The organism is Acinetobacter tandoii, from assembly GCF_008867985.1.
Classification (GTDB): Bacteria; Pseudomonadota; Gammaproteobacteria; order Pseudomonadales; family Moraxellaceae; genus Acinetobacter; species Acinetobacter tandoii.
Window position 1 is genome coordinate 17,070 of sequence record NZ_VXLD01000007.1, and the last position, 22,642, is coordinate 39,711.

General features: G+C 39.3%; 27 protein-coding genes and 1 pseudogene. 17 read left to right on the forward strand and 11 right to left on the reverse strand.

The features are described from left to right. Positions 1-32: 32 nt before the first annotated feature. Both trmB and F4W09_RS11295 read right to left on the reverse strand, forming a co-directional pair. Positions 33-749, reverse strand: a complete 717-nt coding sequence (trmB, locus tag F4W09_RS11290) for a tRNA (guanosine(46)-N7)-methyltransferase TrmB (protein ID WP_016167613.1) — start codon at positions 747-749, stop codon at positions 33-35. Positions 750-974: 225 nt separating this feature from the next. Further along, positions 975-1,633 (reverse strand): annotated as a pseudogene (locus F4W09_RS11295) (sodium-independent anion transporter). A gap of 226 nt (positions 1,634-1,859) precedes the next feature. Here F4W09_RS11295 and gstA point away from each other — a divergent pair. After that, a complete protein-coding gene (gstA, locus tag F4W09_RS11300) occupies positions 1,860-2,471 on the forward strand; it encodes a glutathione transferase GstA (protein WP_016167615.1) in 612 nt (203 codons plus the stop codon). A gap of 46 nt (positions 2,472-2,517) precedes the next feature. Here the strand turns inward: gstA and F4W09_RS11305 are convergent, their stop codons facing one another. The 6 genes from F4W09_RS11305 to F4W09_RS11330 form a co-directional block, all read right to left on the reverse strand. After that, on the reverse strand, positions 2,518-3,207 hold the full coding sequence (locus F4W09_RS11305) for a hypothetical protein (protein ID WP_151504935.1): 690 nt from the start codon (positions 3,205-3,207) through the stop codon (positions 2,518-2,520). A gap of 79 nt (positions 3,208-3,286) precedes the next feature. Further along, positions 3,287-4,072 (reverse strand): thiazole synthase, encoded by a 786-nt coding sequence (locus F4W09_RS11310; protein WP_016167617.1) that lies wholly within the window; start codon positions 4,070-4,072, stop codon positions 3,287-3,289. Between the two features lie 12 nt (positions 4,073-4,084). Then, complete coding sequence (thiS, locus tag F4W09_RS11315) at positions 4,085-4,282, reverse strand: sulfur carrier protein ThiS (RefSeq protein WP_151504865.1); 198 nt, start codon at positions 4,280-4,282, stop codon at positions 4,085-4,087. Positions 4,283-4,307: 25 nt separating this feature from the next. Continuing rightward, entirely contained in the window at positions 4,308-4,673 is a 366-nt protein-coding gene (locus tag F4W09_RS11320; RefSeq protein WP_044740796.1) for a DUF423 domain-containing protein, read from the reverse strand. 137 nt (positions 4,674-4,810) lie between these two features. Then, a complete protein-coding gene (gene rpoH, locus F4W09_RS11325; protein WP_016167620.1) occupies positions 4,811-5,680 on the reverse strand; it encodes an RNA polymerase sigma factor RpoH in 870 nt (289 codons plus the stop codon). 141 nt (positions 5,681-5,821) lie between these two features. Further along, positions 5,822-6,055, reverse strand: a complete 234-nt coding sequence (locus tag F4W09_RS11330; protein WP_016167621.1) for a sulfurtransferase TusA family protein — start codon at positions 6,053-6,055, stop codon at positions 5,822-5,824. Between the two features lie 384 nt (positions 6,056-6,439). Between F4W09_RS11330 and F4W09_RS11335 the strand changes: the two genes are divergently transcribed. Together F4W09_RS11335 and rhlB are read left to right on the forward strand one after the other, a co-directional pair. Next, on the forward strand, positions 6,440-6,652 hold the full coding sequence (locus tag F4W09_RS11335) for a cold-shock protein (RefSeq protein ID WP_005177104.1): 213 nt from the start codon (positions 6,440-6,442) through the stop codon (positions 6,650-6,652). Between the two features lie 98 nt (positions 6,653-6,750). Then, positions 6,751-7,902, forward strand: a complete 1,152-nt coding sequence (rhlB, locus tag F4W09_RS11340; protein ID WP_044740797.1) for an ATP-dependent RNA helicase RhlB — start codon at positions 6,751-6,753, stop codon at positions 7,900-7,902. Between the two features lie 79 nt (positions 7,903-7,981). On the opposite strand, the gene F4W09_RS11345 is transcribed toward rhlB, so the two are convergent. After that, entirely contained in the window at positions 7,982-8,359 is a 378-nt protein-coding gene (locus tag F4W09_RS11345) for a hypothetical protein (protein ID WP_104442250.1), read from the reverse strand. A 197-nt stretch (positions 8,360-8,556) separates the two neighbouring features. Here F4W09_RS11345 and F4W09_RS11350 point away from each other — a divergent pair, with 197 nt between their 5' ends. The 14 genes from F4W09_RS11350 (at position 8,557) to F4W09_RS11415 (ending at position 21,799) form a co-directional block, all read left to right on the forward strand. After that, positions 8,557-9,132, forward strand: a complete 576-nt coding sequence (locus F4W09_RS11350) for a nitroreductase family protein (protein WP_044740798.1) — start codon at positions 8,557-8,559, stop codon at positions 9,130-9,132. A 29-nt stretch (positions 9,133-9,161) separates the two neighbouring features. Then, positions 9,162-10,235, forward strand: a complete 1,074-nt coding sequence (locus F4W09_RS11355) for an NAD(P)H-dependent glycerol-3-phosphate dehydrogenase (protein ID WP_151504866.1) — start codon at positions 9,162-9,164, stop codon at positions 10,233-10,235. A 113-nt stretch (positions 10,236-10,348) separates the two neighbouring features. After that, positions 10,349-10,804, forward strand: coding sequence for a SixA phosphatase family protein (locus F4W09_RS11360; protein ID WP_151504867.1), 456 nt, complete (start codon positions 10,349-10,351; stop codon positions 10,802-10,804). A gap of 27 nt (positions 10,805-10,831) precedes the next feature. After that, positions 10,832-11,974, forward strand: a complete 1,143-nt coding sequence (gspL, locus tag F4W09_RS11365; RefSeq protein WP_151504868.1) for a type II secretion system protein GspL — start codon at positions 10,832-10,834, stop codon at positions 11,972-11,974. Further along, positions 11,974-12,453: a type II secretion system protein M gene (gene gspM / locus F4W09_RS11370; protein ID WP_151504869.1), complete on the forward strand. Its 480-nt coding sequence runs from the start codon at positions 11,974-11,976 to the stop codon at positions 12,451-12,453. The genes gspL and gspM overlap by 1 nt, the downstream gene beginning before the upstream one ends. A 90-nt stretch (positions 12,454-12,543) precedes the next feature. Further along, positions 12,544-13,554 carry a quinone-dependent dihydroorotate dehydrogenase gene (locus F4W09_RS11375; protein WP_151504870.1) on the forward strand — a complete coding sequence of 337 codons (1,011 nt, stop codon included), beginning with the start codon at positions 12,544-12,546 and terminating at the stop codon, positions 13,552-13,554. Continuing rightward, entirely contained in the window at positions 13,551-14,135 is a 585-nt protein-coding gene (locus tag F4W09_RS11380; protein ID WP_151504871.1) for a CvpA family protein, read from the forward strand. The genes F4W09_RS11375 and F4W09_RS11380 overlap by 4 nt, the downstream gene beginning before the upstream one ends. Before the next feature lie 24 nt (positions 14,136-14,159). Next, on the forward strand, positions 14,160-15,701 hold the full coding sequence (purF, locus tag F4W09_RS11385) for an amidophosphoribosyltransferase (protein ID WP_151504872.1): 1,542 nt from the start codon (positions 14,160-14,162) through the stop codon (positions 15,699-15,701). A gap of 130 nt (positions 15,702-15,831) precedes the next feature. Next, the gene (locus F4W09_RS11390) at positions 15,832-17,682 is read left to right on the forward strand and encodes a M48 family metalloprotease (RefSeq protein ID WP_418655091.1); all 1,851 of its coding nucleotides are present in this window, start codon (positions 15,832-15,834) and stop codon (positions 17,680-17,682) included. Beyond that, positions 17,683-18,471 carry a hypothetical protein gene (locus tag F4W09_RS11395; protein WP_418655089.1) on the forward strand — a complete coding sequence of 263 codons (789 nt, stop codon included), beginning with the start codon at positions 17,683-17,685 and terminating at the stop codon, positions 18,469-18,471. It begins immediately after the preceding gene. Then, on the forward strand, positions 18,464-19,429 hold the full coding sequence (locus F4W09_RS11400) for a 2-hydroxyacid dehydrogenase (protein WP_151504874.1): 966 nt from the start codon (positions 18,464-18,466) through the stop codon (positions 19,427-19,429). Before F4W09_RS11395 ends, F4W09_RS11400 begins: the two co-directional genes overlap by 8 nt. Before the next feature lie 120 nt (positions 19,430-19,549). Then, positions 19,550-20,953, forward strand: coding sequence for a M48 family metalloprotease (locus tag F4W09_RS11405; RefSeq protein WP_151504937.1), 1,404 nt, complete (start codon positions 19,550-19,552; stop codon positions 20,951-20,953). Positions 20,954-20,996: 43 nt separating this feature from the next. Beyond that, positions 20,997-21,362 (forward strand): GFA family protein, encoded by a 366-nt coding sequence (locus F4W09_RS11410; RefSeq protein ID WP_044740810.1) that lies wholly within the window; start codon positions 20,997-20,999, stop codon positions 21,360-21,362. 71 nt (positions 21,363-21,433) lie between these two features. Next, a complete protein-coding gene (locus tag F4W09_RS11415; protein WP_151504875.1) occupies positions 21,434-21,799 on the forward strand; it encodes a hypothetical protein in 366 nt (121 codons plus the stop codon). A 68-nt stretch (positions 21,800-21,867) separates the two neighbouring features. Here F4W09_RS11415 and F4W09_RS11420 read toward each other — a convergent pair whose 3' ends face one another. Together F4W09_RS11420 and rpsU are read right to left on the reverse strand one after the other, a co-directional pair. Continuing rightward, positions 21,868-22,314, reverse strand: a complete 447-nt coding sequence (locus F4W09_RS11420) for a GatB/YqeY domain-containing protein (RefSeq protein WP_016167638.1) — start codon at positions 22,312-22,314, stop codon at positions 21,868-21,870. A 37-nt stretch (positions 22,315-22,351) separates the two neighbouring features. Next, entirely contained in the window at positions 22,352-22,567 is a 216-nt protein-coding gene (gene rpsU, locus F4W09_RS11425; RefSeq protein ID WP_001136722.1) for a 30S ribosomal protein S21, read from the reverse strand. Between the last annotated feature and the right edge of the window lie 75 nt (positions 22,568-22,642).

The window sequence follows — 22,642 nt, forward strand, 5'->3', positions numbered from 1 at the left end:
GCACTAAGCCCTATTTTTTTAAAACACAAAACTTATTTAATTTTCTTAAATAAGAAGTCGTTAATCTTATGACCTTCTTCCAGTCCTCGACGTTCAAACTTAGTCTGTGGACGCCAGTCAGGACGTGGGTAGCTGTTGCCTTTACCTGCCATATTCTCAAGATTTGGACGGTTGTCGAGCACATCAAGCATCCATTCTGCATACGGTTCCCAGTCTGTTGCTGCGTGGAATGTTCCACCCATTTCTAACTTCTGTTCAACCAGCGGCATACGGTCATGTGACACGAAACGACGTTTGAAATGACGTTTTTTCTGCCATGGGTCTGGGAAGTAAAGTTGCACAGCGTTAATGCTGTTGTCTGGCATTTCACGCAACACTTGAATTGCATCGGCATCTAAAAGACGGAGGTTGGTTAAACCCGCCATGCCAGCCTCATATACACATTGAGCAATACCTGGAACATGGACTTCAATCCCGACAAAGTTTCGTTCAGGATTGGCTTTTGCCATAAGCACCAGTGAACGTCCCATACCAAAACCAATTTCAACAGTTAATGGGCGTTCAGGGTGTTCAAAATGTTGACGTAAATCACCAACTGGATATTCCAAAATTAAGTGACCATATTGTTCAAGCGCAGTACGTTGAGAAGTATTCAGCGGAGAAGAGCGACGCATAAAAGTCACAATTTCACGATGCTCATTCAAGTTGTCTAGCTCGACGACTTGCGGTTCTAATAGATCGGTTGACATAACTTTGGCAAATGTAAAAATTCGAAAGCGGTATTTTAAATCCTGAGACTAGCAAGTCAAATTATTTACCGTTATTTCGGCAATTAAATTATTTTTGAGTTTTTCAAATCTCTTTTTTTCGACTTTTATCGAATTATAAAGTTCATTTATTGAATGAAATCTATAGGTGATTTGAAGGGTGAAGAAAAAGAGCTGAATAAACAGCTCTTTAGTGAGATAGAAACATCAAAGCGGATTATAGCGGTTAATCAGGGTACTACTGGCCTCATTTAAGCCCACCACTCTTGATCTCGAAACTTTTGCACGATGGTGTTCAGCATATTGACGGAAGTAATGTCCCAGACATGTGCATGGGTCAGATCTAGAATCACATGTTTGGCAGAAGTTGAGACATCAAAAAACTGATAAAACTTTTCAGCACTACTAAAGAAAATTTGTCCTGAAACAGGATATTGCAAAGTTTCAGCGTTAATCAATTTAGATGTAACTTTAACTTCACTCTCCAGTTTATTTACAAGAAAGAGTGCAGAAAGGCAGACGCCAACAAAGACTCCCAAAGCCAAATTGTGCGTTGCTAAAACAATGAGCACTACACTCAGCATAACGACATTGCTTTGTTTCGGATGCTTGTGAAACTGTTTGACCGAGGTAATCATCAGCAACGCCATTGCACCTGTTGCCGCAGAAATCACGGCGGGGCGTCCACCAAAAAAGGCAATACTCACGGCTATACAGAACGAAGCATATAAACCAACCTGAGGATCAATACCAGCAATAACAGAAAAGGCGATAGATTCTGGAATCAAGGCTTAACCAATGACAATCCCTGCAAGTACATCAGTACGAATATTGGATAACCATTCTGATTTTTTAAGGTTAATCATTATGGCACTTCATAAAATTTAAAGGATGTGTATGTTAAAACATCTAGCAATAAAAAAGCACACAGGATTAACTTGAAAAAATTTAGAAATTGAACAATATTCAAAAGGTAATTGTTTTTATATGTTTTATAGAACGGTTACGTTTTTGCAATTTACAGGTCTGATCGCTTGAAAGTTTGTCAGAAGCAATTTAAAAAAGTGAAAAGTTAGATAACAAGGATTATATATGAAGCTTTATTATTCCCCAGGCGCATGTTCACTGGCATCTCATATTATTCTAAATGAAATTAATGTCGATTTTGATCTGGTTCGCGTAGACCTAAAAACCCATAAAACTGAAAAAGGTGAAGATTATTATGCAATTAACCCTAAAGGTTATGTTCCTGCCTTAGAAATTAATCCTGGGTTAATTCTGACTGAAAATGTGGCAATTTTACCTTTCCTTGCTCAGCATGATCCTAAGCAGGATTTAATTCCACCATCAGGTTTAGGTCGTGCCAAAGTGCTGGAATGGTTGGGCTACCTCAACTCTGAGTTGCATGATGCCTATGCTGTATTCTTTGGTGGACCTTTATCGGAAGAGGCTAAAACCAAAGCCTATGCAGAAATTGATCGCTTATTGACCTATATTGATAATGCTATTGCTGAATCTGATCATGATTACTTGGTCGATGATAATTTTGGGCCAGCAGATGCATATTTATTTGTGCTAACAAATTGGTCAAATTCGATTGAGCACGATTTAACACCTTATAAGAACATTATTGGTATACGCCATAAGGTTGCAGAGCGTCAGTCTGTACAAATGGCGATGCGTGATGAAGGCTTAATTCCATAATTGCTTAAAAGTTTGGTTTAAAAAATGCCTCGTGAAGAGGCGTTTTTTATTGATATTCGGCATATTCAGTAAAATCTATGTCTTGTAATTGAATCTGATATTTATTTTTAAGTGTACTCCACTGAACTTTCACAGGTTGTGAAGTGTCTGCAAATTCATTTTTACCTGTGGTAGTTTTCACTTTGCCAGTAGAAAAATTAATGCTCTTTTCGGTGATGTCACCTGAGGCACGATGGAAATCATTACTGTCAAAACCAATTAAATTGAAATTATTATTTTGATAACGGAAGGTATAGCTATTATTGGTAACATACCATGAACCGCAGCTTAACCAATAATGTAAGCTTATTTTTAGCAAGCCTTTAGTTATGGTAATACCGCCATCTTCTAGTGGGTCTGCAAGGCAAGGGGATTCGGCATCGTTCTCACTAGGCAATAGCTCATTTTTACTTATTAATTGGTAACCTGAAGCGGTCTTAAATAAAACAAGCAGTGTTCTGGGGTTGGTATTGAGTACAGAACTGCCTAAACCAGCATTGGCGATCACATTTTCTGGATTGTTTTCTTCAATAACCAAGACGGTATCATTCTGACCATCACGGTTCAAATCCCCAGTGGTTGTTTTCAAAATTTTCCAACCTTGTGGCACAAACTTTGAAGAAGCAGAAGTTTCTGAAGCTGCGAATGCTGAGGAACTTAAGGCTGCGAGTGTAAGAGCAAGTATATTTTTTAGCATGATGTTCTGAACTTTCATTATAAAAAGATTATAGAAAGTATAAAAAATGGATTCCGAAGAATCCATTTTAAGTGCAGTATTATTTAAAGAAATAACCCGTTTCAGGGGAACTGGCATTTGCCATACGTTTACGTGGCATACGTCCTGCAAGGAATGCTTCACGTCCTGCTTCAACTGCCTTTTTCATAGCTGATGCCATTAAAATTGGATTTTGAGCAGCAGCAATCGCAGTATTCATCAGTACGCCGTCACAGCCTAATTCCATTGCAATCGCAGCATCACTGGCTGTACCTACACCAGCATCTACCAACACTGGAACTTTGGCGTTTTCTTTAATGATTGAAATAGTATGCGGGTTTAAAATACCTAAACCAGAACCAATCAAACTGCCTAAAGGCATAATTGCAACGCAACCCATGCTTTCTAATTCTTGCGCGACAATAGGATCATCCGAGGTGTATACCATAATCTCGAAACCATCATCAATCAGTGTGCGTGCTGCTTTTAAAGTTTCAGTAATGTTCGGATATAAAGTTTTTTCATCCCCTAAAACTTCCAGTTTTACCAGATTGTGACCATCTAACAGTTCACGAGCCAGCATACAGGTACGGATTGCACTATTTGCATCAAAGCAGCCTGCTGTATTCGGCAAAATGGTATATTTTTCTGGTGGAATCACAGAAAGTAAATTGGGTTGATCAGGGTGTTGCCCAATATTCACACGACGAATAGCCACCGTGACAATTTCGGCACCACTGGCTTGAATGGCTAAATCAGTTTCATTTAAATCTTTATATTTACCTGTACCCACCAAAAGGCGTGAGTTAAAGGTTCTTGAACCAACAATAAGAGGGGTGTCTTCCATGGGAGCTCCGAATTAGCCGCCACCAACGGCTTGAATAATTTCAATGCGATCTTGATCACAAATTGGGGTTTGTTCGAGTTTGGATTTAGAAATAATCATTTCATTTTGTTCAACTGCAAAGCGTTTGCCTTCAAGTTCTAATTCCTGAACCAGTTGTAAAAGATTGCAGCACGTGGTGTCTTTTGCTTCACCATTCAGAAAAATTTGCATGTTTCATTCCCGAAAATTTGCGACTTTATTTGGCGTATTTGAAAGCATTCCAAGCCAGAATCAGCCATCCAGCAATCATGAGGGCACCACCAATAGGGGTAATGGCACCTAAGCCGCGAGGTAATCCCAAAGCCATGACATACAATGAGCCGCAAAAGAAGAAAATTCCAATTTGAATAAGAGTAAAACTCATTTTAATTGGAAGTTGGGGAACGACTTTTGCCAAAATGGCGAGCGCCAATAAGCCCAAGGCATGATAGAAAAAATAATCTGTTGCAGTGTGCCACCAAGTCAATTGGGCCTCAGTTGCACGCGCTTTTAAACCATGTGCACCAAAAGCGCCTAACATGACAGCAATTGCTAAATTAAGTGCAGAGATTGCAATCCACATAAGTCGTGATGACCTGAACAAATTTGCCCATAACCTTAGCATATTCTTTCTAAGGTAAAAAAGCGAAATGTGACATTGTCAAAGTGTTAATGTTAAAAAGGCGCAATTTGAAATTGTGCCTTTTAAAAACGGAAAACTTAATTGGATGACATAGCGACTTTAATTTTTTCCATCGCATTTTTTTCTAATTGACGAATACGTTCAGCAGAGACGTTATATTCAGCAGCCAATTCGTGCAAGGTAGACTTGTCATCATCTAACCAACGACGTTGTAAGATATTGCGTGAACGATCATCCAGCTGCTCCATGGCTTCATGTAAAGCAGAGGTGCTTTGTTCTTCGTAATCTTCACTTTCAACCAACCGAGCAGGATCGTAACGATTATCTTCTAGATACAAAGCAGGCGCGACATGGGTTGAACCTTCATCGTCATCATCGCCCTGTGCTTCAAATGCAGCATCATAAGCAGTTAAACGACCTTCCATCTCAAGAACTTGCTCTGGAGTCACGTTTAAATCGTTTGCAATCGATTGCGCTTCTTCAAGCGTCAATTTTTTGCTTGATTTTTTTAGACTGCGTAAATTAAAGAACAATTTACGTTGGGCTTTAGTCGTTGCAATTTTGACAATACGCCAGTTACGAATGACGTATTCATGGATTTCAGCCTTAATCCAATGCACCGCAAAGGAGACCAAACGTACGCCCATATTTGGGTCAAAACGTTTTACGGCTTTCATTAAGCCTAAGTTACCTTCTTGAATAAGATCACCTTGAGGCAATCCATAACCTGCATAACTACGTGCAATATGTACGACAAAACGTAAATGTGACATTACCAACATTTTGGCTGCATCAAGGTCTTGGTCGTAGTAGTAACGTTCAGCCAACTCTTTTTCTTGTTCGGCTGTTAAAATTGGAATCTGATTGACAGTACTAATATATGCCCCAAGGTTTACACCTGGTGCAGATAATGACAGGGGCATCAATTGATTGCTGCTGTCACTCATAGGTACTCCTTAATAAAATTGGACATTGATGTTCCACTACCTTTCATCTTAATGCCAATACGCTCACACATTAAGGAAATTTGGGTAGTGTTATGTAATTTTTTATGCCAAATTGAAACCATTTAGTTTAATTGAAAATAATTAAGATTCAATTAAGTAATGGTATTCATGCTCTGAAATTTTTTGCACTACACAGGTCATCTGATGCATTTGGCAATACCGTGTTACATCAATTTGGCTATGCGGGTCGGAGGACTTGAGTAAGACTCGACCATGCGGCGAATTTTTTAAAGAACGCTTCAACATGAGTAATGGCATTGGACAAGGTTTACCCATTGCATCAATAATGAGGTCACATTCGCTTTGATTCGACATATGAAGTGAGAAATATCAGGATACATCGCCAAATATTAGCAAATTTAATGCCAAACCCCAACTTAAATCACAGTAAAACTATATTTATGTTTATATTGGTCATAAATAAGTATCGAAAAAAAAATACTAAATTTGATATGGAATAAGTAAAAAAAATTCTATTAATTGTCATAAACCCATGTTAAGCTCGATGCCGTATTGAGGATTTAACACAACTATAAATTGTTTTAAACCCATACTCTACAAATGGATGTAACCGGGATTTTGTTAATAGTTATACAGAATGATTACAAGCTTAGAAATAATAAATGTTTTTAAACCTTGTTTGCTCTGCTGTTTGCAACACCGGGTGGTCCTTCTTTTAAATACAATGAGGATTAACTTATGACAGCTCGTGAACAAGGCGTAGTTAAATGGTTCAACGACACTAAAGGTTTTGGTTTTATTCAACGCAATGGCGGTGACGATGTATTCGTTCACTTCCGTGCTATTCAAGGCGAAGGCCACCGTTCACTTCGTGACGGCCAACGTGTTGAATTCAGCGTTGTGAAAGGCCAAAAAGGCTTCCAAGCTGAAGAAGTTCAACCTTTAGACTAATACGCTAAAGATTCTTCGAAACGCCTCAATGTATATTGGGGCGTTTTTTGTTTATAATGACCCTGTTTTTCAATATTCATTAATTTGAGCACGTATTTATGTCATCTGGTTTTGAAACCCTAAATTTACACCCGCAACTTAAACAAGCGATTGATGCTTTAGGGTTTAAGGAAATGACGCCAATCCAGCAAAAGGTGCTTAAATTTACTTTGGCTGGGCATGATGCGATTGGTCGCGCACAAACTGGAACAGGAAAAACGGCTGCGTTTTTAGTCAGTGTCATCAATGATTTGCTTAATAATCCAATTAAGGAACAGCGTTTCCGTGGTGAACCACGTGCATTAATTTTGGCACCTACACGCGAATTGGCTTTACAAATTGAAAGTGATGCGAAACATTTAACTAAGTTTACTGACCTACATTTAGTGACTTTGCTGGGTGGTGTGGATTTTGATAAACAAAAAGCACAACTCGACAAAAAACCTGTTGATATTATTGTGGCTACACCAGGACGATTGATTGATTTTGTAGAGCAAAAAGAAGTCTGGTTAGATCAAATAGAATTTTTGGTGATTGATGAGGCAGACCGTTTATTGGATATGGGCTTCATTCCTTCAGTTAAGCGAATTGTGCGTTATTCACCACGTAAAGAACAGCGTCAAACCCTCATGTTCTCTGCAACATTTAGTTATGATGTTCTCAACTTGGCTCAACAATGGTTATTTGAGCCAGTGACGGTAGAAATCGAACCTGAAAAGAAAACTAATGCAGATGTTGAACAACGTGTGTATATGGTTGCAAAGTCTGATAAATATAAATTGCTACAAGACATTTTACATGACGAGCCGATTGAAAAAGTCATGATTTTTGCCAACCGTCGTGATCAAGTTCGTAAGTTATACGACACCTTAAAGCGCGATGGTTATAAAGTAGTGATGTTATCGGGCGAAATTGCTCAAGACAAACGTCTGAAAATGTTAGACCAATTTAAGAATGGTCAGCATAACATTATGATTGCAACAGACGTTGCAGGGCGTGGTATCCATGTAGATGGTGTGTCACACGTGGTTAATTTTACTTTGCCAGAGCAGTCTGATGATTACGTGCATCGGATTGGACGTACAGGACGTGCGGGTACACGTGGGGTAAGTATCAGCTTCCTTTCCGAAGATGATGCATTCCATTTACCTGAAATTGAAAAAGCAATTGGTCAAAAGTTACCTTTAACCCGTTTAGAAGGGTATTGTTAATTCCATGTTAAATTTAAAAAAGGGTTGGCATTAAAGCTAACCCTTTTTTTATTGTATTTAGATGGTGAATTGGACAGTGTTATTTTGCTTTGCAATAAAAAGTCAAAACAGTCTGATAATCTGTATCTTTGGCAATACTTGTATTGGTACCTGCAATACTGCCGATTACATCCGCAGCGGATTGAATCATTTGGCCAGTTTTTTCATCAAAAACACCTTTTAAGGCACCATTGTATTCAGTCTTTTCACTAACAACGATAGGCGTTGAGTTTTTACAAGTCTTGTTTGCAGCTTCAATGGCATTGTTTTTAGCGACAATATTAGTTTTACCTAGTCCTGTAACTTCAAATTGATTATTTTCTTTTTGAATTACAGTCGAAGAGGTGGGTGTGGATGCACATGCTGTTAATAAGATAGTGAATAATGCAGTTGTGCCTAAAGTTAAAATTTTATTCATATTTTTCCCATTCATCACAAGAAACCTCTGAGGCAATGGTTTCATGATCATGCTGTGGATGCTGTATAAAAAATGCAGTTTTATTTTATTGCAATGTGAAAAGGGTTTTTGAAGTGACAATTTATTCAGTTGGCTAGAGTAATATGAAAATATTGTGATACTCTTGCTGAAGTATTTATGTATAGATCTTTGAATCAATGACGGATTTAACAGCTGACCTTATTCATCAAAATATTCATCAACGTCAGTCAATTGGACATCTTGTTGAGCCTGCACCTAATGCAGCGCAATTGGAGTTGGCATTTCAGGCAGCATTAACAGCACCTGACCATCATCGTTTAAAGCCTACAAGATTTGTAGTGATAGAGTCAGAGCAACGTGAAGCATTTGGGCAATTATTGTCTCAAGCATTAGCAGACTTGGGCGAGCAAGATCAAATTCAACTTGATAGAGTTAAGAATCATCCATTTCGCGCACCTTTGCTGGTACTCGCGCTGACCAAGTTTCAAGAACATATAAAAGTTCCTAATTTTGAGCAAACTTTAAGTACAGGTGCAGCAATTCAAAACTTTTTACTATCTTTACAAGCGCAAGGTTTTTCGACCATGTGGCGAAGTGGTGCGGTTGTTGAATCAAAATTATTAAAACAGGCCTTGGGCTTAACGGAGCATGATCTTATTTCAGGGATTATTTATGTCGGTACAGCAGCAAAGGCAATTCCTGCCCGGGCTGAAATAAATACTGCCGACTATGTAAGTACTTGGAATAAATAAGTTAGATCCATTTTGGGATATAAAAATAAATGTCTGAATTAAACTTTAGTGATTTGGTAGAACCTGTAAATATTGACCGCAAAACTGCTTTACGTGTCACGGTATTGGGTGGGGGTAGTTTCGGAACAGCAATGGCCAATACGGCTGTGCGGAATGGTTGCGATACCATGATCTGGATTCGTGATGAAGCGATTGCTGAAGAAATTAACCGTACTCACGTAAATCAACGTTATTTACCAGATTTTCAATTAGAACAAAATTTGGTTGCTGTTTCAGATTTAGAAAAAGCGGTACGTGATCGCGATATTATTTTGGTTGCCATTCCAAGTCATTCATTCCGCGATGTGCTTAAGCAGATTCGTCCATTTATTAGCTCACAAGCTGTGGTGTCTTTAACTAAAGGGATTGAAGCGAAAACATTTTGCTTTATGAGCGATATTATTCAGCAAGAATTACCAGAAATTCCTTTTGGTGTGCTTTCAGGTCCAAACTTGGCAAAAGAGATTGTTGCTGGACAGCCTGCAGGTACCGTTATTGCGAGTGACTCTGAATTAGTGCGTTATGCTGTGCAGCAAGCCTTACACAGTGCATTATTCCGTGTATTTGCCAGTGATGATGTGCATGGGGTAGAGTTGGGTGGTGCACTTAAGAATATTTATGCAGTCGCAATGGGAATGGCGGCCGCTTATAATGTAGGTGAAAATACCAAAAGTATGATTTTAACTCGCGCTTTGGCTGAAATGAGTCGCTTTGCAGTGAAGTTAGGTGCGAATCCATTAACTTTCTTGGGGTTGTCAGGGGTTGGTGATTTATTTGCTACTTGTAATAGCCCACTGAGTCGTAACTATCAGATTGGTTATGCCTTAGGAAAGGGAAAAAGCTTGGAGCAAGCTACCAAGGAATTAGGACAAACCGCAGAAGGGATTAATACGGTTGTTCAAGTTCGCGCACGAGCGCACGAGTTGGATGTCTATATGCCAATTACCTGTGCATTGTATGATGTTATTTTTGAAGGTGCTCCGCCCTTATCTATTGCAGTTTCATTAATGAAAAATGGTCACCGTAGTGATGTAGAATTCGTACTGCCTCACCATGAAGTTTGATGAATTGAATGCGTTAGAATTGTCATAAATCTTGTATATACTTGAAAATTAGACGCCTGCAGAATTTTAATTTGATCATGCTGCTGAGTGTTCTGAAATAATAAGGAAATTTTATGTTACTTACATTGGTTCGTCATGGCGAAGCCGCACCAGCAATTGACGGTAATGATATGAAAAGACCACTTACTGCACGTGGTCATTTACAGGCACAAGAAACAGCAGATTATTTAAAAGATGTTGTGCAGCCTGATATTTTTATTGTGAGTCCATTATTAAGGGCACAAGAAACTTTGGCACATATCCAAACGCATTTTAAAGGTGTGCCAGTATTACTTTGTAATGCAATTAAACCAGATGATGATGCGCGTATAGCAGTAGAATGGTTGTCGCATTTGCCTTATGAGTCAATTGTTGTGGTTTGCCATATGAATGTTGTGGCACATATAGAAGAATTGTTGACGGCCGAGCCTTTTCATCCTTTTTCGTTGGCAGAAGCCCGCTGTTATGATCAAAGTGTGATTGCAGCAGGTTTATCAACGGTTCAAAAGCACTTTATTCCTCAAGCTTAAATTATTCTAAACGGCAGATAAAAATAAATGTTGTATATATGGATGCCAGAAGCCAATGAGGCATGGCAGTGGTCGCAAGGGGAATTCTGGCAAAGTGCTTTGAGTTTGGAACAGTTGATTCAAGATTTGCAGCCTTTTGCTGCTCAAGAAGCGACTGTTTTTTTTCCAAGCCGCCATGTGCAAATGTTACAACAGCAGTTGAGTAAGGCAAATTATAAACAACTGGGGCAAGAAGGTATCAAGTATCTGTTAGAGGAGTATATTGTATTCCCTGTTGATAGTATGAAAATCTTGCATCATTTTCATAATCCAGATCAACTCACATTGTTGGGGGTTTCTCAACATTTGGTAGAAACATGGCAGCATTCGCTTTCCTTACTGCCTACAAAAATTACTGCGCTTCTTCCTGACTTTTATGCAGTACCGCAGCCTCAACAGGCAGATGAAACAGTTTTGTTGGATTTACATGGGCGTTTATTGGCAAGAGAAAGTGAATGGATGGGGTGTTCTATTGATGATTTGCCACTTTATCTAGATTATCAAGAGGTGTCACGACTTTATACCTCCTCTAATTTAAATATAGCGCAACTGAATAGTTTGCAGGCTCGCGTAACGCAAGATCAGATTCATGGATTTCAATATCACTTCACGGAACTGAAAAAGCCGAAACAACATCCTTTTAATGTTTTACCAAAGTTGAAATCGGAAGCAAAAATTTCTGGTTATTGGAAAGCTTGTGCAGCTGTTTTATTCGCAATTTTAATTATTCAATTTGGTTACGATGCAAGTCGCTGGTATAAAAATAAAAAGGTGGCCGATGAAACAGCACTGCAAGCAGTATCGCAATTTAAATATTGGTTTGGACAAAATTATCCAGTAACTGAGCAGACGCTGAAAAGTCAATTTGAGTTTCAGATGCGGACCAATCAAATGGGGCAAAATGCAGGACTACAATTATTGAGTCGAGTTGGTCCAGTATTGATGCAGAATAAAATCATCGCAGATCGTGTCTCGTATGATGCATCAGTTCTTAATTTAGATTTAAAAGCCAATTCATCGGTAGTATTGCAAAATTTGACACAGCAATTGAATCAACAAGGCTTTAAAGTGGAGCTTGGTAATATTCAGCCAAATGGTTCTGGGGTAATTGGTTCGGTGAAAATACAATAATGAATGCAATAGAAAAATTTCAAAATAGATTGGATGGTTGGGTTGAGCAATTCACACAATATCTAGAGCGTTTGTCTGTTCGCGAGCGCGTCATGGTCATTTTTACTATGGTCTTTGTATTGGTTGCGGCGGTGGGATCGGCTTTATGGTATATGCATAAAGCAGCGGAATATCAACAGCAAAGGGTGAGCGAGTTGAAAGATTTAGTGGTGTGGATGCAAAGTAATGCGGTCACCATGAAGCCAGCAGGGGATGTACAACTCAGTGCAGCAGAAAAAGTACAGCGGGCTGCACAACAACAAGGATTGGGAGTTGCTTCACAACAAGTAGGGGAGCAAATTCAAGTTGTTGTGAGTCATGCAAATTATTCTATTCTGGCGAATTTTCTCACTCAATTAGCCCAGATGGGTTTAAGTATTGAAAAAATGGAACTTCAGTCTAATGCTGGACAGATTAAATTAACAGCTACACTACAATAATAGGTCAAAATAAACAGTTGCCAAGCATGGCGTTTTTGGTGGGCTACGCCTATAATATACCGACCTAAAAAGCAGTAGACTTTTCTAGATATGTTGTATTCTCTAGCCCGCCCTTTGTTGTTTTCTTTAGCACCAGAGCGTGCACATGAGCTAACATTATCCTTGCTGAAATCAGCCCATGCGATGGGAATGATGCGCCAACATGTTGCAGCAAAGCCTGTGACTTGTATGGGTATTGAATTTCCAAACCCTGTTGGTTTAGCGGCAGGTTTAGATAAAAATGGTGCTTATATTGATGCCTTGGCTGCTCTCGGCTTTGGTTTTATTGAAATTGGAACGATCACTCCGCGTCCACAAGCAGGTAACCCCCAACCGCGTCTTTTCCGTTTGCCACAAGCACAAGCCATTATTAACCGTATGGGTTTTAATAATGATGGTGTAGATAAACTAATTGAAAACGTAAAAGCATCTAAATTTAAAGGTGTGTTAGGAATTAACATTGGTAAAAATGCTGATACACCTGTCGAAAATGCAGTTGACGACTATCTCATTTGCTTAGAAAAAGTCTATAACTACGCGTCTTATATCACTGTAAATATTTCCTCTCCGAACACTAAAAACCTACGTAGTTTACAAAGTGGTGATGCGCTGACTGACTTGTTGGTGACCTTGAAAAAACGTCAACTCGAATTGGCCGATGAGCATCAACATTATGTACCTTTAGTACTAAAAGTTGCGCCAGATTTAACACCTGAAGATATTAGCTTTATTTCGCAACAATTAATTACGAATAAAATTGATGGGCTAATTGTCACGAATACGACTTTATCTCGTGAAGGCGTAGAAAATTTACCACAAGGTGATGAGGCTGGTGGATTGTCTGGTGCGCCTGTATTTGAGAAGAGTACGGCATGTCTATCTGCGTTTGCTCAAGCGTTAAATGGTCAAGTGCCATTGATTGGTGTGGGTGGAATTTTGGCAGGCGAACAAGCACTAGTAAAACAAAATGCAGGCGCAACACTTGTACAGGTGTATAGTGGCCTTATATATACTGGACCTAAACTGGTTAAAGATTGTGTTGATGCTATGCTTGCAAAATGAATACCATTGATATCTTCATACTGATCATTTTGCTCATTGGAGGGCTAAACGGTTTGCGACAAGGATTTGTTAAAGCCTTTGCGAACTTGGTGGGTTGGATTTTTGCACTGATTGTCGGTGCAAAATATGCCGCTATCATCGCTCCTTCAATGGGTGCTCTCAGTCAAGATCCAGTGGTTCAGAAAATTGCGGCGTTTGCCTTTATTGTGTTGCTCATTGTTGTTCTAACTTGGTTCGCAACAGCACTGTTGAATAGTGTTTTAAGTACCTTGAAGTTAGGTCCGCTTAATCGTCTTGCGGGTGGTGCATTTGGCACACTCAAAGGACTGATGGTGGTTTTAATTACAATGCAAGGTTTAAGTCCATGGGTAGAAAGCTCTCCACATTGGAAGCAATCCAAAATGGTTCAATCTTTATTGCCTTATGCGCCTTGGGCTGCCCAGTTGTCTAAAGATGCAGCGCACGAAGCGCTTGAACATATTCAGTCGGAAGATGCTCAGAAATCTTCTCACTCTTTGTCTGAACCAGCGCCAAAAGATCATTCGCGTTCAGGCAATTCAACAAATAATCCTTTTTATTAATCCTAGCTTGTCTGCGAGGTTGCTATGTGTGGAGTTGTTGGTATAGCTGGTAAATCACCCGTTAACCAAATGTTGTTTGATGCATTAACGATGTTACAACATCGTGGACAAGATGCTGCTGGGATCGTAACTTGCCATGAAGGACGTTTATTTCTTCGTAAAGACAATGGCATGGTACGTGATGTTTTTCATACTCGCCATATGCGAGCTTTGCTTGGTAATTATGGTATCGGTCATGTGCGTTATCCAACTGCGGGTTCTTCAAGCAGTGCAGAAGCGCAGCCATTCTATGTAAACTCTCCTTATGGTATTACTTTGGCGCACAATGGTAACTTGACCAATGCCGAAGAAATTCATGACGATTTGTTTAAAACAGATTTGCGTCATATGAATACTGATTCGGATTCGGAAGTTTTACTGAATGTTTTTGCGCATGAATTGCAAAAGCGCAGTAAGTTAGAGCCGACGCCAGAAGATATTTTCCATGTGGTTTCACGTGTTCATGAGCGTTGTAAAGGTGCTTATGGTGTTGTTGCCATGATTACGGGTCAGGGTTTGGTTGGTTTCCGTGATCCAAATGGTATTCGACCACTCATTTACGGTTCACGTTTAACAGAAACGGGCGAGAAAGAATATATTATTGCTTCTGAATCTGTAGCAATTACTGCGCTTGGTTTTAAAGTTGAGCGTGATATTGTGCCGGGTGAGGCAATTTTCATTAATGCTGATGGCGAAATTTTTACACAGCAATGTGCGGAAAACCCACAATATCGCCCATGTATTTTTGAATATGTGTACTTTGCACGTCCAGATGCAACTATTGATGGTATTTCAGTGTATAAAGCTCGCTTAAAAATGGGTGAGAAGTTAGCACACAAAATTCTTAGCGAATGGGGTGAGGAGCACGACATTGATGTGGTGATTCCAATTCCTGATACATCACGTACTTCAGCATTAGAGTTGGCGAATACTCTTGGTGTAAAATTCCGTGAAGGTTTTATGAAGAACCGATATATCGGTCGTACCTTCATTATGCCAGGTCAACAACAGCGTAAAAAATCAGTTCGTCAAAAATTGAACCCTGTAGAGCTTGAGTTTAAAGATAAAAATGTATTGCTGGTGGATGACTCGATTGTACGTGGTACAACGTGTAATGAAATCATCCAAATGGCGCGTGATGCTGGTGCCAAAAAAGTATTCTTTGCTTCTGCGGCACCAATGGTGAAATATCCAAACGTGTACGGCATTGATATGCCTGCGAAACAAGAGCTGATTGCATCAGAGCGTAGTGTCGAAGAAATTCGTGAGATTATTGAAGCTGATCGTTTAATTTTCCAAGATTTGGAAGATTTAAAAGCTGCGGTTCGCACCAGTAAGGTTCCTGATTTACAAGACTTTGATTGCTCTGTATTTGATGGTATTTATGTAGCTGGTGGTATTGATGCAGCATATTTAGATGAATTGGAGCAAAAGCGTAGCGATACAGCTAAGAAATCGAAAGATGGCTATATTGATGTGAATATTGATGCTGCATCTGTTGATTTAACAGGTGTGACCGAGCAATAATTTTCAACGATTTTGCGTGAAAAAGGTGGGTATTTCCCGCCTTTTTCATTTATGATGTGGCTGAATTACAATGTAATAAAGGAATTTTACATTGAAAGAAATAGGTGGCTTTTTGATCAAAAATAAAAATATGATGTGGACTGCCAGTATTTGTGCTTTGGCTGTTCTTTTGACTATGTTTATTCTCAATACTGTTTTGGGGCTTTTGGTTTATTATTTTGATCAATCACAATCTATTTTTTGGCATCAGCTTAGTCCCTACGTCATTATTTTACTGTTACTGATTATTGGCTCGTCTATTCTGTATGAATTTTATGTGTTTCGTTCAGGTGGGCATTCGCTGGCAAAACAATTACGTGCAAGAAGACTGAGTCTGATAGAAAGCACTCCAGAAGAATTTATTGCATTAAAGATCACAGAGCAGCTTTCTGAGCGTTTCCTTATTGATACACCAGCTGTATATGTGTTGCCTGATGAAGTTGGGGTGAATGCACTTACAGCAGGCTTTTTGCCTCGTGATATCGCGATTATTCTGACTTGGGGGGCTTTACAAAACTTAGATGAATCTGAGTTATTTGGTTTGTTAAGCCATGAATTTAATCAAATTTTATCTGGGGAAACTGCGGACAACACCCGTCTAAAAATTTTATACAGTGGCTTAACCACTTTTAGTCAGTGGGGGAGTAAGGTTGCGAAATTAGGCTTTAGTCGTCGTGGATATAATCAACCCCAGAAGTTCGAAACTATTTTAGTGGCATTGGGTGGTGTCATTTGGTTGGTAGGAAGTTTGGGTGTCTTAATCACACGATTTATTAAGTATTTAACTTTAGGTAGTCGTACCTTTAAAAATGATTTAAAAACCAAGCGACTGATTCAAAATAACGCGAATATCCAGACGCTATTACGTATTTATGTTCATCATGCAGGTTCACAAATTCACAGTGAATATTCTGAATCAATTTCACATATGTGTTTTGCTAATTCACTAAGTCCGCAAAGTTGGATGAATATTCATCCAAGTATTGAGCAGCGGATTTATGAAATGAATCCTGGGTTGGTGCAGGATTTACAGCTAGAAAATCTAAAAAGATTAAAAAATCAGCCTTTATTTGGTTTGTTTCGCCCATTAGAGGAAACTAATGCTGAATACCATACCCCTTGGAGTTCACCTCAGCCTTTGCCTCTTTTGCGGTTATCTCCAATTAGTTTTGCTATTAAAGATGCAATTAAACCATTGAATCCCGAAGTGCGGAGCTCTATGCAGCGCCCAGAGTTGATTGAGCGCGCATTGCAAACTGCAACAGGTTCACGCGAGGTGATGGTTGCGATTCTCATGATCCGTCAATATCGTGAGTTTATTCCAGCCGAAGCGGAAGTCAGCCGTGCAATTATTGATGCATTGCTTCATTTGGATGGGCGTGTGCATTTATCTATTTTTCATGAAGCATGTGCCAATATTGGCGGAATGCCAGCGACTATTGCTCGTCAATTTGTCACTAAGCTGGCACTCATTATTCAAGAAGATGGAGAGATTGGATTATTGGATGCATTATTACTTGAGCGGGTAAAATATGAACTAAACTTATTGCCTGCGCATACTCCAACAGCTTTAGATGAAGTGAAGCCGCAAATTGTTCGTTTGATTGATGCCTTGCTACATGTACAGCAGATTAATAGTGATAACCAGCTCACTGTTCGTGAGCGCATATTAAAAAAAATCCTGACAATTGATGAGCTGGATATCTACGAAGAAATATCTGATGAGCCGATTGATCTTGCAGAAATTGTGCATGATATTTCGGGACTGCTTTTACGTGATCGTCTAATTATATTGGGTATTGCCGAGTTATGTCTTTGGAATGATCGTATTATTACCCAAGATGAATTAGATGTGTTGGAGCTGTTGTATTGGCGTTTTGGTTTTGAAACTGCAGAAATTGTTGAGCAGATGCAGAAGAAAAATAGTTTAATGATTATGTGATTGGGGTGTAGTGCAGATCTGATAGATATTGGTGAGCGCTTTAATAAAGCACAGCAAAATGATGCGAATGTCGTTAGAATAGCGCTAAAGATTGAAATGTTGAACACAGGCATGATGTGGCACCAGCGAGATATATTGGCAACGATGGGAATCGATATCTGGATTCCTAATCATAGCGTTCGCGTGCAGCAAACTCAGCCATCTTCTTTGTGGCGTGATCAGGCTTTACCAGAAGTAATGGTAGAACTGCCTCAAAACCAGATTGAGGTCCCAGCTTTTAGTCCACCAGATATTCGTGAAATTGATTCGACATTAACTCAGTTTGTTGAAACTGAAAAAGAAAGTCGCCATCAAAATACTCAGGTTGTCTCAATTGAACCGTTAGAAGCTGTTCCTCAAGCTGCGATTCAGATTGAGGCATTTGAGTTGCAGGCGATCAGTTCAGCATCATGCTTGATTGTGGTAGATGCTTCTACTTTAAGCGAGTCGCAAGTAGAATTATGGTTAAATATACAACGTGCCATACCCACCGAATATCATGAGTTGAAATGGCCATTTCCGTTAGCTGAAATGCAAGATGGCCGTGGGGCATCCAGTTATGTTCAAGGATTTATTGATGGTATGGGGGTAGACAAAGATCTGATTGCATTGGGAGAGATACCTCATTTACAACAAGCAGATCTGCATCAATTGGCGAGTTTGCAAGAAATGCTTGATCAGCCAATTTTGAAAAAACGTTTGTGGCAGTTTATGCAAAAATCACTCAATACACGGATGACTGATGAATAAAAAAGTTGTTGTTTTTAGCCAAATTGACCCTGAAATCTTAACTCGCTTAAAAGCACAATACCATGTTGTGGTTATAGACCCTAAACAGGGTGATGTGAATCAACAAATTCAACAGCATGTTCAAGATGCGGACGGTATGATTGGTGCGGGTCGATTGCTCAATCAAAGTAATTTGGCGACAGCGCAACAGCTCAAGATTATTTCAAGTGTTAGTGTTGGTTATGATAACTACGATGTAGATTATCTGAATCAAAAAAATATTTGGTTAAGTCATACACCACATGTATTAACAGAAACTACCGCCGATTTGGCATTTACCTTGCTCATGAGTGCAGCGCGTAAAGTACCATATTTAGATCATTGGACTAAAAGTGGTGAATGGAAACGTACAGTATCACAAGCGCAGTTTGGCCAAGACATTCATGGGAAAACTTTAGGAATTATTGGTCTAGGTAATATTGGGACAGCAATCGCACGTCGTGGTTTATATGGCTTTAATATGAATATTTTGTACCATAATCGCCACGAAAAATTAGAAATGGCACAGCCACTCAATGCACAATACCGTTCTTTAGAGCAACTGTTGCAAGAGTCGGATTTTGTGGTGGTTGCAGTTGATTTGAATGCTGAATCAAAAGCCTTACTTTCTACTGAGCAGTTTGACTTAATGCAATCGCATGTGGTGTTGGTGAATATCGCGCGTGGTTCAGTGATTGATGAGCAAGCATTAATTCAAGCTTTGAAAGATCGTAAAATTTTTGCTGCGGGTTTGGATGTTTACGAGAAAGAACCACTTCAAACGTCTGAACTATTTCAGTTAGACAATGTGGTGACATTGCCACATGTAGGTTCTGCAACAGCAGAGACGCGGAAGAAAATGGCTGAGCTTGCTTATCGTAATTTAGTCGATGCTTTAGATGGACGTCAACCACGCTATTTGGTGAATCCTGACTTTTAAAATATTGATAACACATCATTGCAAATCATAAGTTGTTTCAATGTTATAGTCTGTTCAGAACGAATAATATTTTGAGATGTAACATTGAAACGGTTTTTCGTCATTGGTAGTTTGTGTGCAATGGCTCATATGGCATGGGCTGATGCAGCGCACTTTTCATCTTCTCCTCAGTTTAATGTTCCTGAAATTGGCAGTGGGATAGGCTTAATTGATCGCCAAAATGAAAAAATGATTGGTGAAAAAGTCTATCGTGAAGTGCAGCATCAATTACCTGTTGCGCATAATACGTGGCTTGAAGACCAGCTTTTATCAGTATTTTCAAATATTTTAAGTCAAACTCAGTTGGGGCAGCCCATTGGTTTGGTTCTGGTTAATGATGCTCAAATTAATGCTTTTGCTGTGCCTGGGGGCTTATTTGCTTTAAATACAGGCATGATTACTTCTGCGCGCAATATGGATGAAATTGCAGGGGTGATGGCGCATGAAATTGCGCATGTTACACAACGACATTACAGTCGTTCTCAAGATGCATTTAAAGGGCAGAGCTTATTGGCTTTAGCGGGCATTATTGTTGGGGCTTTGGTGGCTTCACAGGCAGATGGCAATGCTGGGGCTGCGGTGATGATGGGTTCTCAAGCTGCGTTAATGGATCAACAACTGACGTACAGTCGAAATCAAGAGCGTGAAGCTGATCGTATAGGTATGCAGTATATGTATGCTGCGGGCTATAACCCACAAAGCATGGCAGATTACTTTGAGGTGATGCACCGAGCAACCAGTCGAGTCAGTTTCTTGCCAGATTTTTGGTTAACCCATCCCTTAACTACAGAGCGTATGAGTGAAGCGCGTTTACGTGCGAATCAGTTACCTCAAGTTAAAGGTAGTATGCGTGATGAAAATTTTGAAATTTTAAAATGGTATACTTTAGTCATTACGAATCAAGCGACTGAATTGCAATTGCAGAACCTTGTAAAACAAGGAAGCTTTGCAGGAGAGTTGGCTTTGGCTGCGTTTTATAATCAGCAAGGTGACTATGTATTGGCTCAAACGCAGCTCAATCAGCTCAAAAAACAAAATAAGTTACATAATTTACTGACTTTAATTCAAACAGATGTTTATCTTGGTCAAAATAAATTAGATGATGCTTATCAGACGATTGCATCATCCGCGCGAATTATGCCTGAGAATCGTGCTTTGGCATATAAACTGGCAGAAGTATTGATTCGTCAAAAGCAACCCGCACAAGCCAATAATTTAGTGCAAAATTTTGTGAATCAAAATCCACGTGATATTGCGGGGTGGAACTTACTGCAACAGTCTGCGAACATTGATGTGGCTTCACCACTCCGAGCGGTGAATGTATTGCGTTATCGTGCTGAAGTTGAGTATTGGAGTGGTTTGGAAGAGGGTGCAATAAAATCATTATTGCATGCACAGCGCTTGGCGAAGGATAATGTTGCGATGTCCGCGCAATTAAAGCAGCGTATTGATCAAATGCAAAAGGAGCGTCAGCTCAGAATTTAGTGTATGAATAGATTATAAATTATAAGAATAATAGGAGGATAAAATGATAGAGGGGCAGTGTTTATGCGGTACAGTCAGTTACCGATATCATGGGGAAATTGAGAAATCAATTTTATGTTACTGTCAGCATTGTCAAAAAGCCCAAGGGGGTTTTGCTGGTTGGAATAGCCCATTGCAAAAGTCATTATTTGAAATTGTACGTGGTGTGAAAGTACTAAAAGAGTATTTTCATAGCCCAAACAAAGCTCGTGTTTTTTGTCAGGAATGTGGAAGCCCTATTTTTTCCTATCGTATAGATTTACCAGATATTATTCGGCTAAGACTAGGTACGGTCACTGTAGGACAAATACCTGCACCAACTGAAGAAGCATATAAGCAATATAAGCCTGAATTTATTCAAATTAAATAAACGATGCTAGTTTTGCTATAGTAGGCGCTGTATGATGGCGGTCAATCATGTTTTGATTTTTAATGGTTCACATGAAGAATAAAGTTCATTTTTTAGCAGCACTTTGGCTTGCTGTTTCTTGTGGTTCGGCTTTTGCGAGTGTCGAAGATTATGTGGTTACGGTAGATAAAATTAATCGTAATTACAAAGCGGATATTCGACAGTTCTTTTCGCAACTTAATCCGCAGCAAACTAGTTTTACTGCTGAACAGCAAATGCGATATTGTGGAATTATGGGGCGTTATGTTGATCAGCTATATATAGCGGCTGATAAGAATAGAAGTTCACTTGATGCGCAATATCGAAATTTAACTAAACAAGATGTGATTCAACAAGTGATGTCATCGAAAGAAATGATGATTTTGAAGAAATATAATGTGCAGTGTAATTTGACTTAAATGCTGTTATCTAAGAACTGTCTTATTGTTAAGGCAGTTCAACGATAAAGAAAGAATATTTTGAAAGATTAAGCGAGTTTCGCTTTAATTTTAGCAGAAACGAGAGCAGGATCGGCGCGCCCGGCTATGAGCGGACGCAGAGAGTTCATCACCTTACCCATATCTTTCATGCTAGTAGCTTCTTGAGCAGTAATTGTTTGCTCAATGATAGAATCAAGCTCTTCCTCAGTCATAGCTTCTGGTAGAAATTGAGATAAAACGTCAATTTCGGCTTGTTCTTTACTAGCTAAATCATCACGACCAGCACCTTCAAAGGCTTTGATCGATTCTTTACGTTGCTTTATTTGCTTTTCAATGACCGCAAGAGTTTGAGCATCGTCAAGCTCTTTGCGCTCATCGACTTCGATTTGCTTGATTGCTGCTTGTAGACTACGAATGACCGTTAACTTATCCATTTCTTTAGCACGCATAGTGGCTTTTAAAACTTCAGTTATTTGGTTTTTTAAAGTAGTCATTTATTTTTCCAAGTCGTCAATCAATCACAAATTAATCTTAGTAAAGGCGTGTAGTACGAACTGATTCGCGCGCCAATTTCTTTTGGTAGCGCTTAACAGCAGCAGCTTTTTTGCGCTTACGTTCTTGAGTTGGTTTCTCATAGAATTCGCGCTTACGAACGTCAGCTAAAACACCTGCTTTTTCGCAAGAACGTTTGAAACGACGGATAGCTACGTCTACTGGTTCGCCTTCTTTCAATTTAACTTGTGGCATGAAGAATCCTCATTAAGTTATGGATAAGATCTCAGCATGATTGCCTTGATCACAAGTGAAGGTCAGTATTTTACT

What these genes read in the sequence shown, in the direction of transcription:
- F4W09_RS11375 (WP_151504870.1), top strand. Translation starts at nt 12,544, where the DNA reads ATGTTGTATTCTCTAGCCCGCCCTTTGTTGTTTTCTTTAGCACCAGAG.
- F4W09_RS11350 (WP_044740798.1), top strand. Translation starts at nt 8,557, where the DNA reads ATGACGGATTTAACAGCTGACCTTATTCATCAAAATATTCATCAACGT.
- F4W09_RS11335 (WP_005177104.1), top strand. Translation starts at nt 6,440, where the DNA reads ATGACAGCTCGTGAACAAGGCGTAGTTAAATGGTTCAACGACACTAAA.
- rhlB (WP_044740797.1), top strand. Translation starts at nt 6,751, where the DNA reads ATGTCATCTGGTTTTGAAACCCTAAATTTACACCCGCAACTTAAACAA.
- thiS (WP_151504865.1), bottom strand. Translation starts at nt 4,282, where the DNA reads ATGCAAATTTTTCTGAATGGTGAAGCAAAAGACACCACGTGCTGCAAT.
- F4W09_RS11360 (WP_151504867.1), top strand. Translation starts at nt 10,349, where the DNA reads ATGTTACTTACATTGGTTCGTCATGGCGAAGCCGCACCAGCAATTGAC.
- F4W09_RS11390 (WP_418655091.1), top strand. Translation starts at nt 15,832, where the DNA reads ATGATGTGGACTGCCAGTATTTGTGCTTTGGCTGTTCTTTTGACTATG.
- gspL (WP_151504868.1), top strand. Translation starts at nt 10,832, where the DNA reads ATGTTGTATATATGGATGCCAGAAGCCAATGAGGCATGGCAGTGGTCG.
- rpsU (WP_001136722.1), bottom strand. Translation starts at nt 22,567, where the DNA reads ATGCCACAAGTTAAATTGAAAGAAGGCGAACCAGTAGACGTAGCTATC.
- F4W09_RS11330 (WP_016167621.1), bottom strand. Translation starts at nt 6,055, where the DNA reads ATGTCGAATCAAAGCGAATGTGACCTCATTATTGATGCAATGGGTAAA.
- F4W09_RS11305 (WP_151504935.1), bottom strand. Translation starts at nt 3,207, where the DNA reads ATGCTAAAAAATATACTTGCTCTTACACTCGCAGCCTTAAGTTCCTCA.
- F4W09_RS11345 (WP_104442250.1), bottom strand. Translation starts at nt 8,359, where the DNA reads ATGAATAAAATTTTAACTTTAGGCACAACTGCATTATTCACTATCTTA.
- rpoH (WP_016167620.1), bottom strand. Translation starts at nt 5,680, where the DNA reads ATGAGTGACAGCAGCAATCAATTGATGCCCCTGTCATTATCTGCACCA.
- gstA (WP_016167615.1), top strand. Translation starts at nt 1,860, where the DNA reads ATGAAGCTTTATTATTCCCCAGGCGCATGTTCACTGGCATCTCATATT.
- purF (WP_151504872.1), top strand. Translation starts at nt 14,160, where the DNA reads ATGTGTGGAGTTGTTGGTATAGCTGGTAAATCACCCGTTAACCAAATG.
- F4W09_RS11320 (WP_044740796.1), bottom strand. Translation starts at nt 4,673, where the DNA reads ATGTGGATTGCAATCTCTGCACTTAATTTAGCAATTGCTGTCATGTTA.
- F4W09_RS11415 (WP_151504875.1), top strand. Translation starts at nt 21,434, where the DNA reads ATGAAGAATAAAGTTCATTTTTTAGCAGCACTTTGGCTTGCTGTTTCT.
- F4W09_RS11380 (WP_151504871.1), top strand. Translation starts at nt 13,551, where the DNA reads ATGAATACCATTGATATCTTCATACTGATCATTTTGCTCATTGGAGGG.
- F4W09_RS11400 (WP_151504874.1), top strand. Translation starts at nt 18,464, where the DNA reads ATGAATAAAAAAGTTGTTGTTTTTAGCCAAATTGACCCTGAAATCTTA.
- gspM (WP_151504869.1), top strand. Translation starts at nt 11,974, where the DNA reads ATGAATGCAATAGAAAAATTTCAAAATAGATTGGATGGTTGGGTTGAG.
- F4W09_RS11355 (WP_151504866.1), top strand. Translation starts at nt 9,162, where the DNA reads ATGTCTGAATTAAACTTTAGTGATTTGGTAGAACCTGTAAATATTGAC.
- F4W09_RS11420 (WP_016167638.1), bottom strand. Translation starts at nt 22,314, where the DNA reads ATGACTACTTTAAAAAACCAAATAACTGAAGTTTTAAAAGCCACTATG.
- F4W09_RS11310 (WP_016167617.1), bottom strand. Translation starts at nt 4,072, where the DNA reads ATGGAAGACACCCCTCTTATTGTTGGTTCAAGAACCTTTAACTCACGC.
- F4W09_RS11410 (WP_044740810.1), top strand. Translation starts at nt 20,997, where the DNA reads ATGATAGAGGGGCAGTGTTTATGCGGTACAGTCAGTTACCGATATCAT.
- trmB (WP_016167613.1), bottom strand. Translation starts at nt 749, where the DNA reads ATGTCAACCGATCTATTAGAACCGCAAGTCGTCGAGCTAGACAACTTG.
- F4W09_RS11405 (WP_151504937.1), top strand. Translation starts at nt 19,550, where the DNA reads ATGGCTCATATGGCATGGGCTGATGCAGCGCACTTTTCATCTTCTCCT.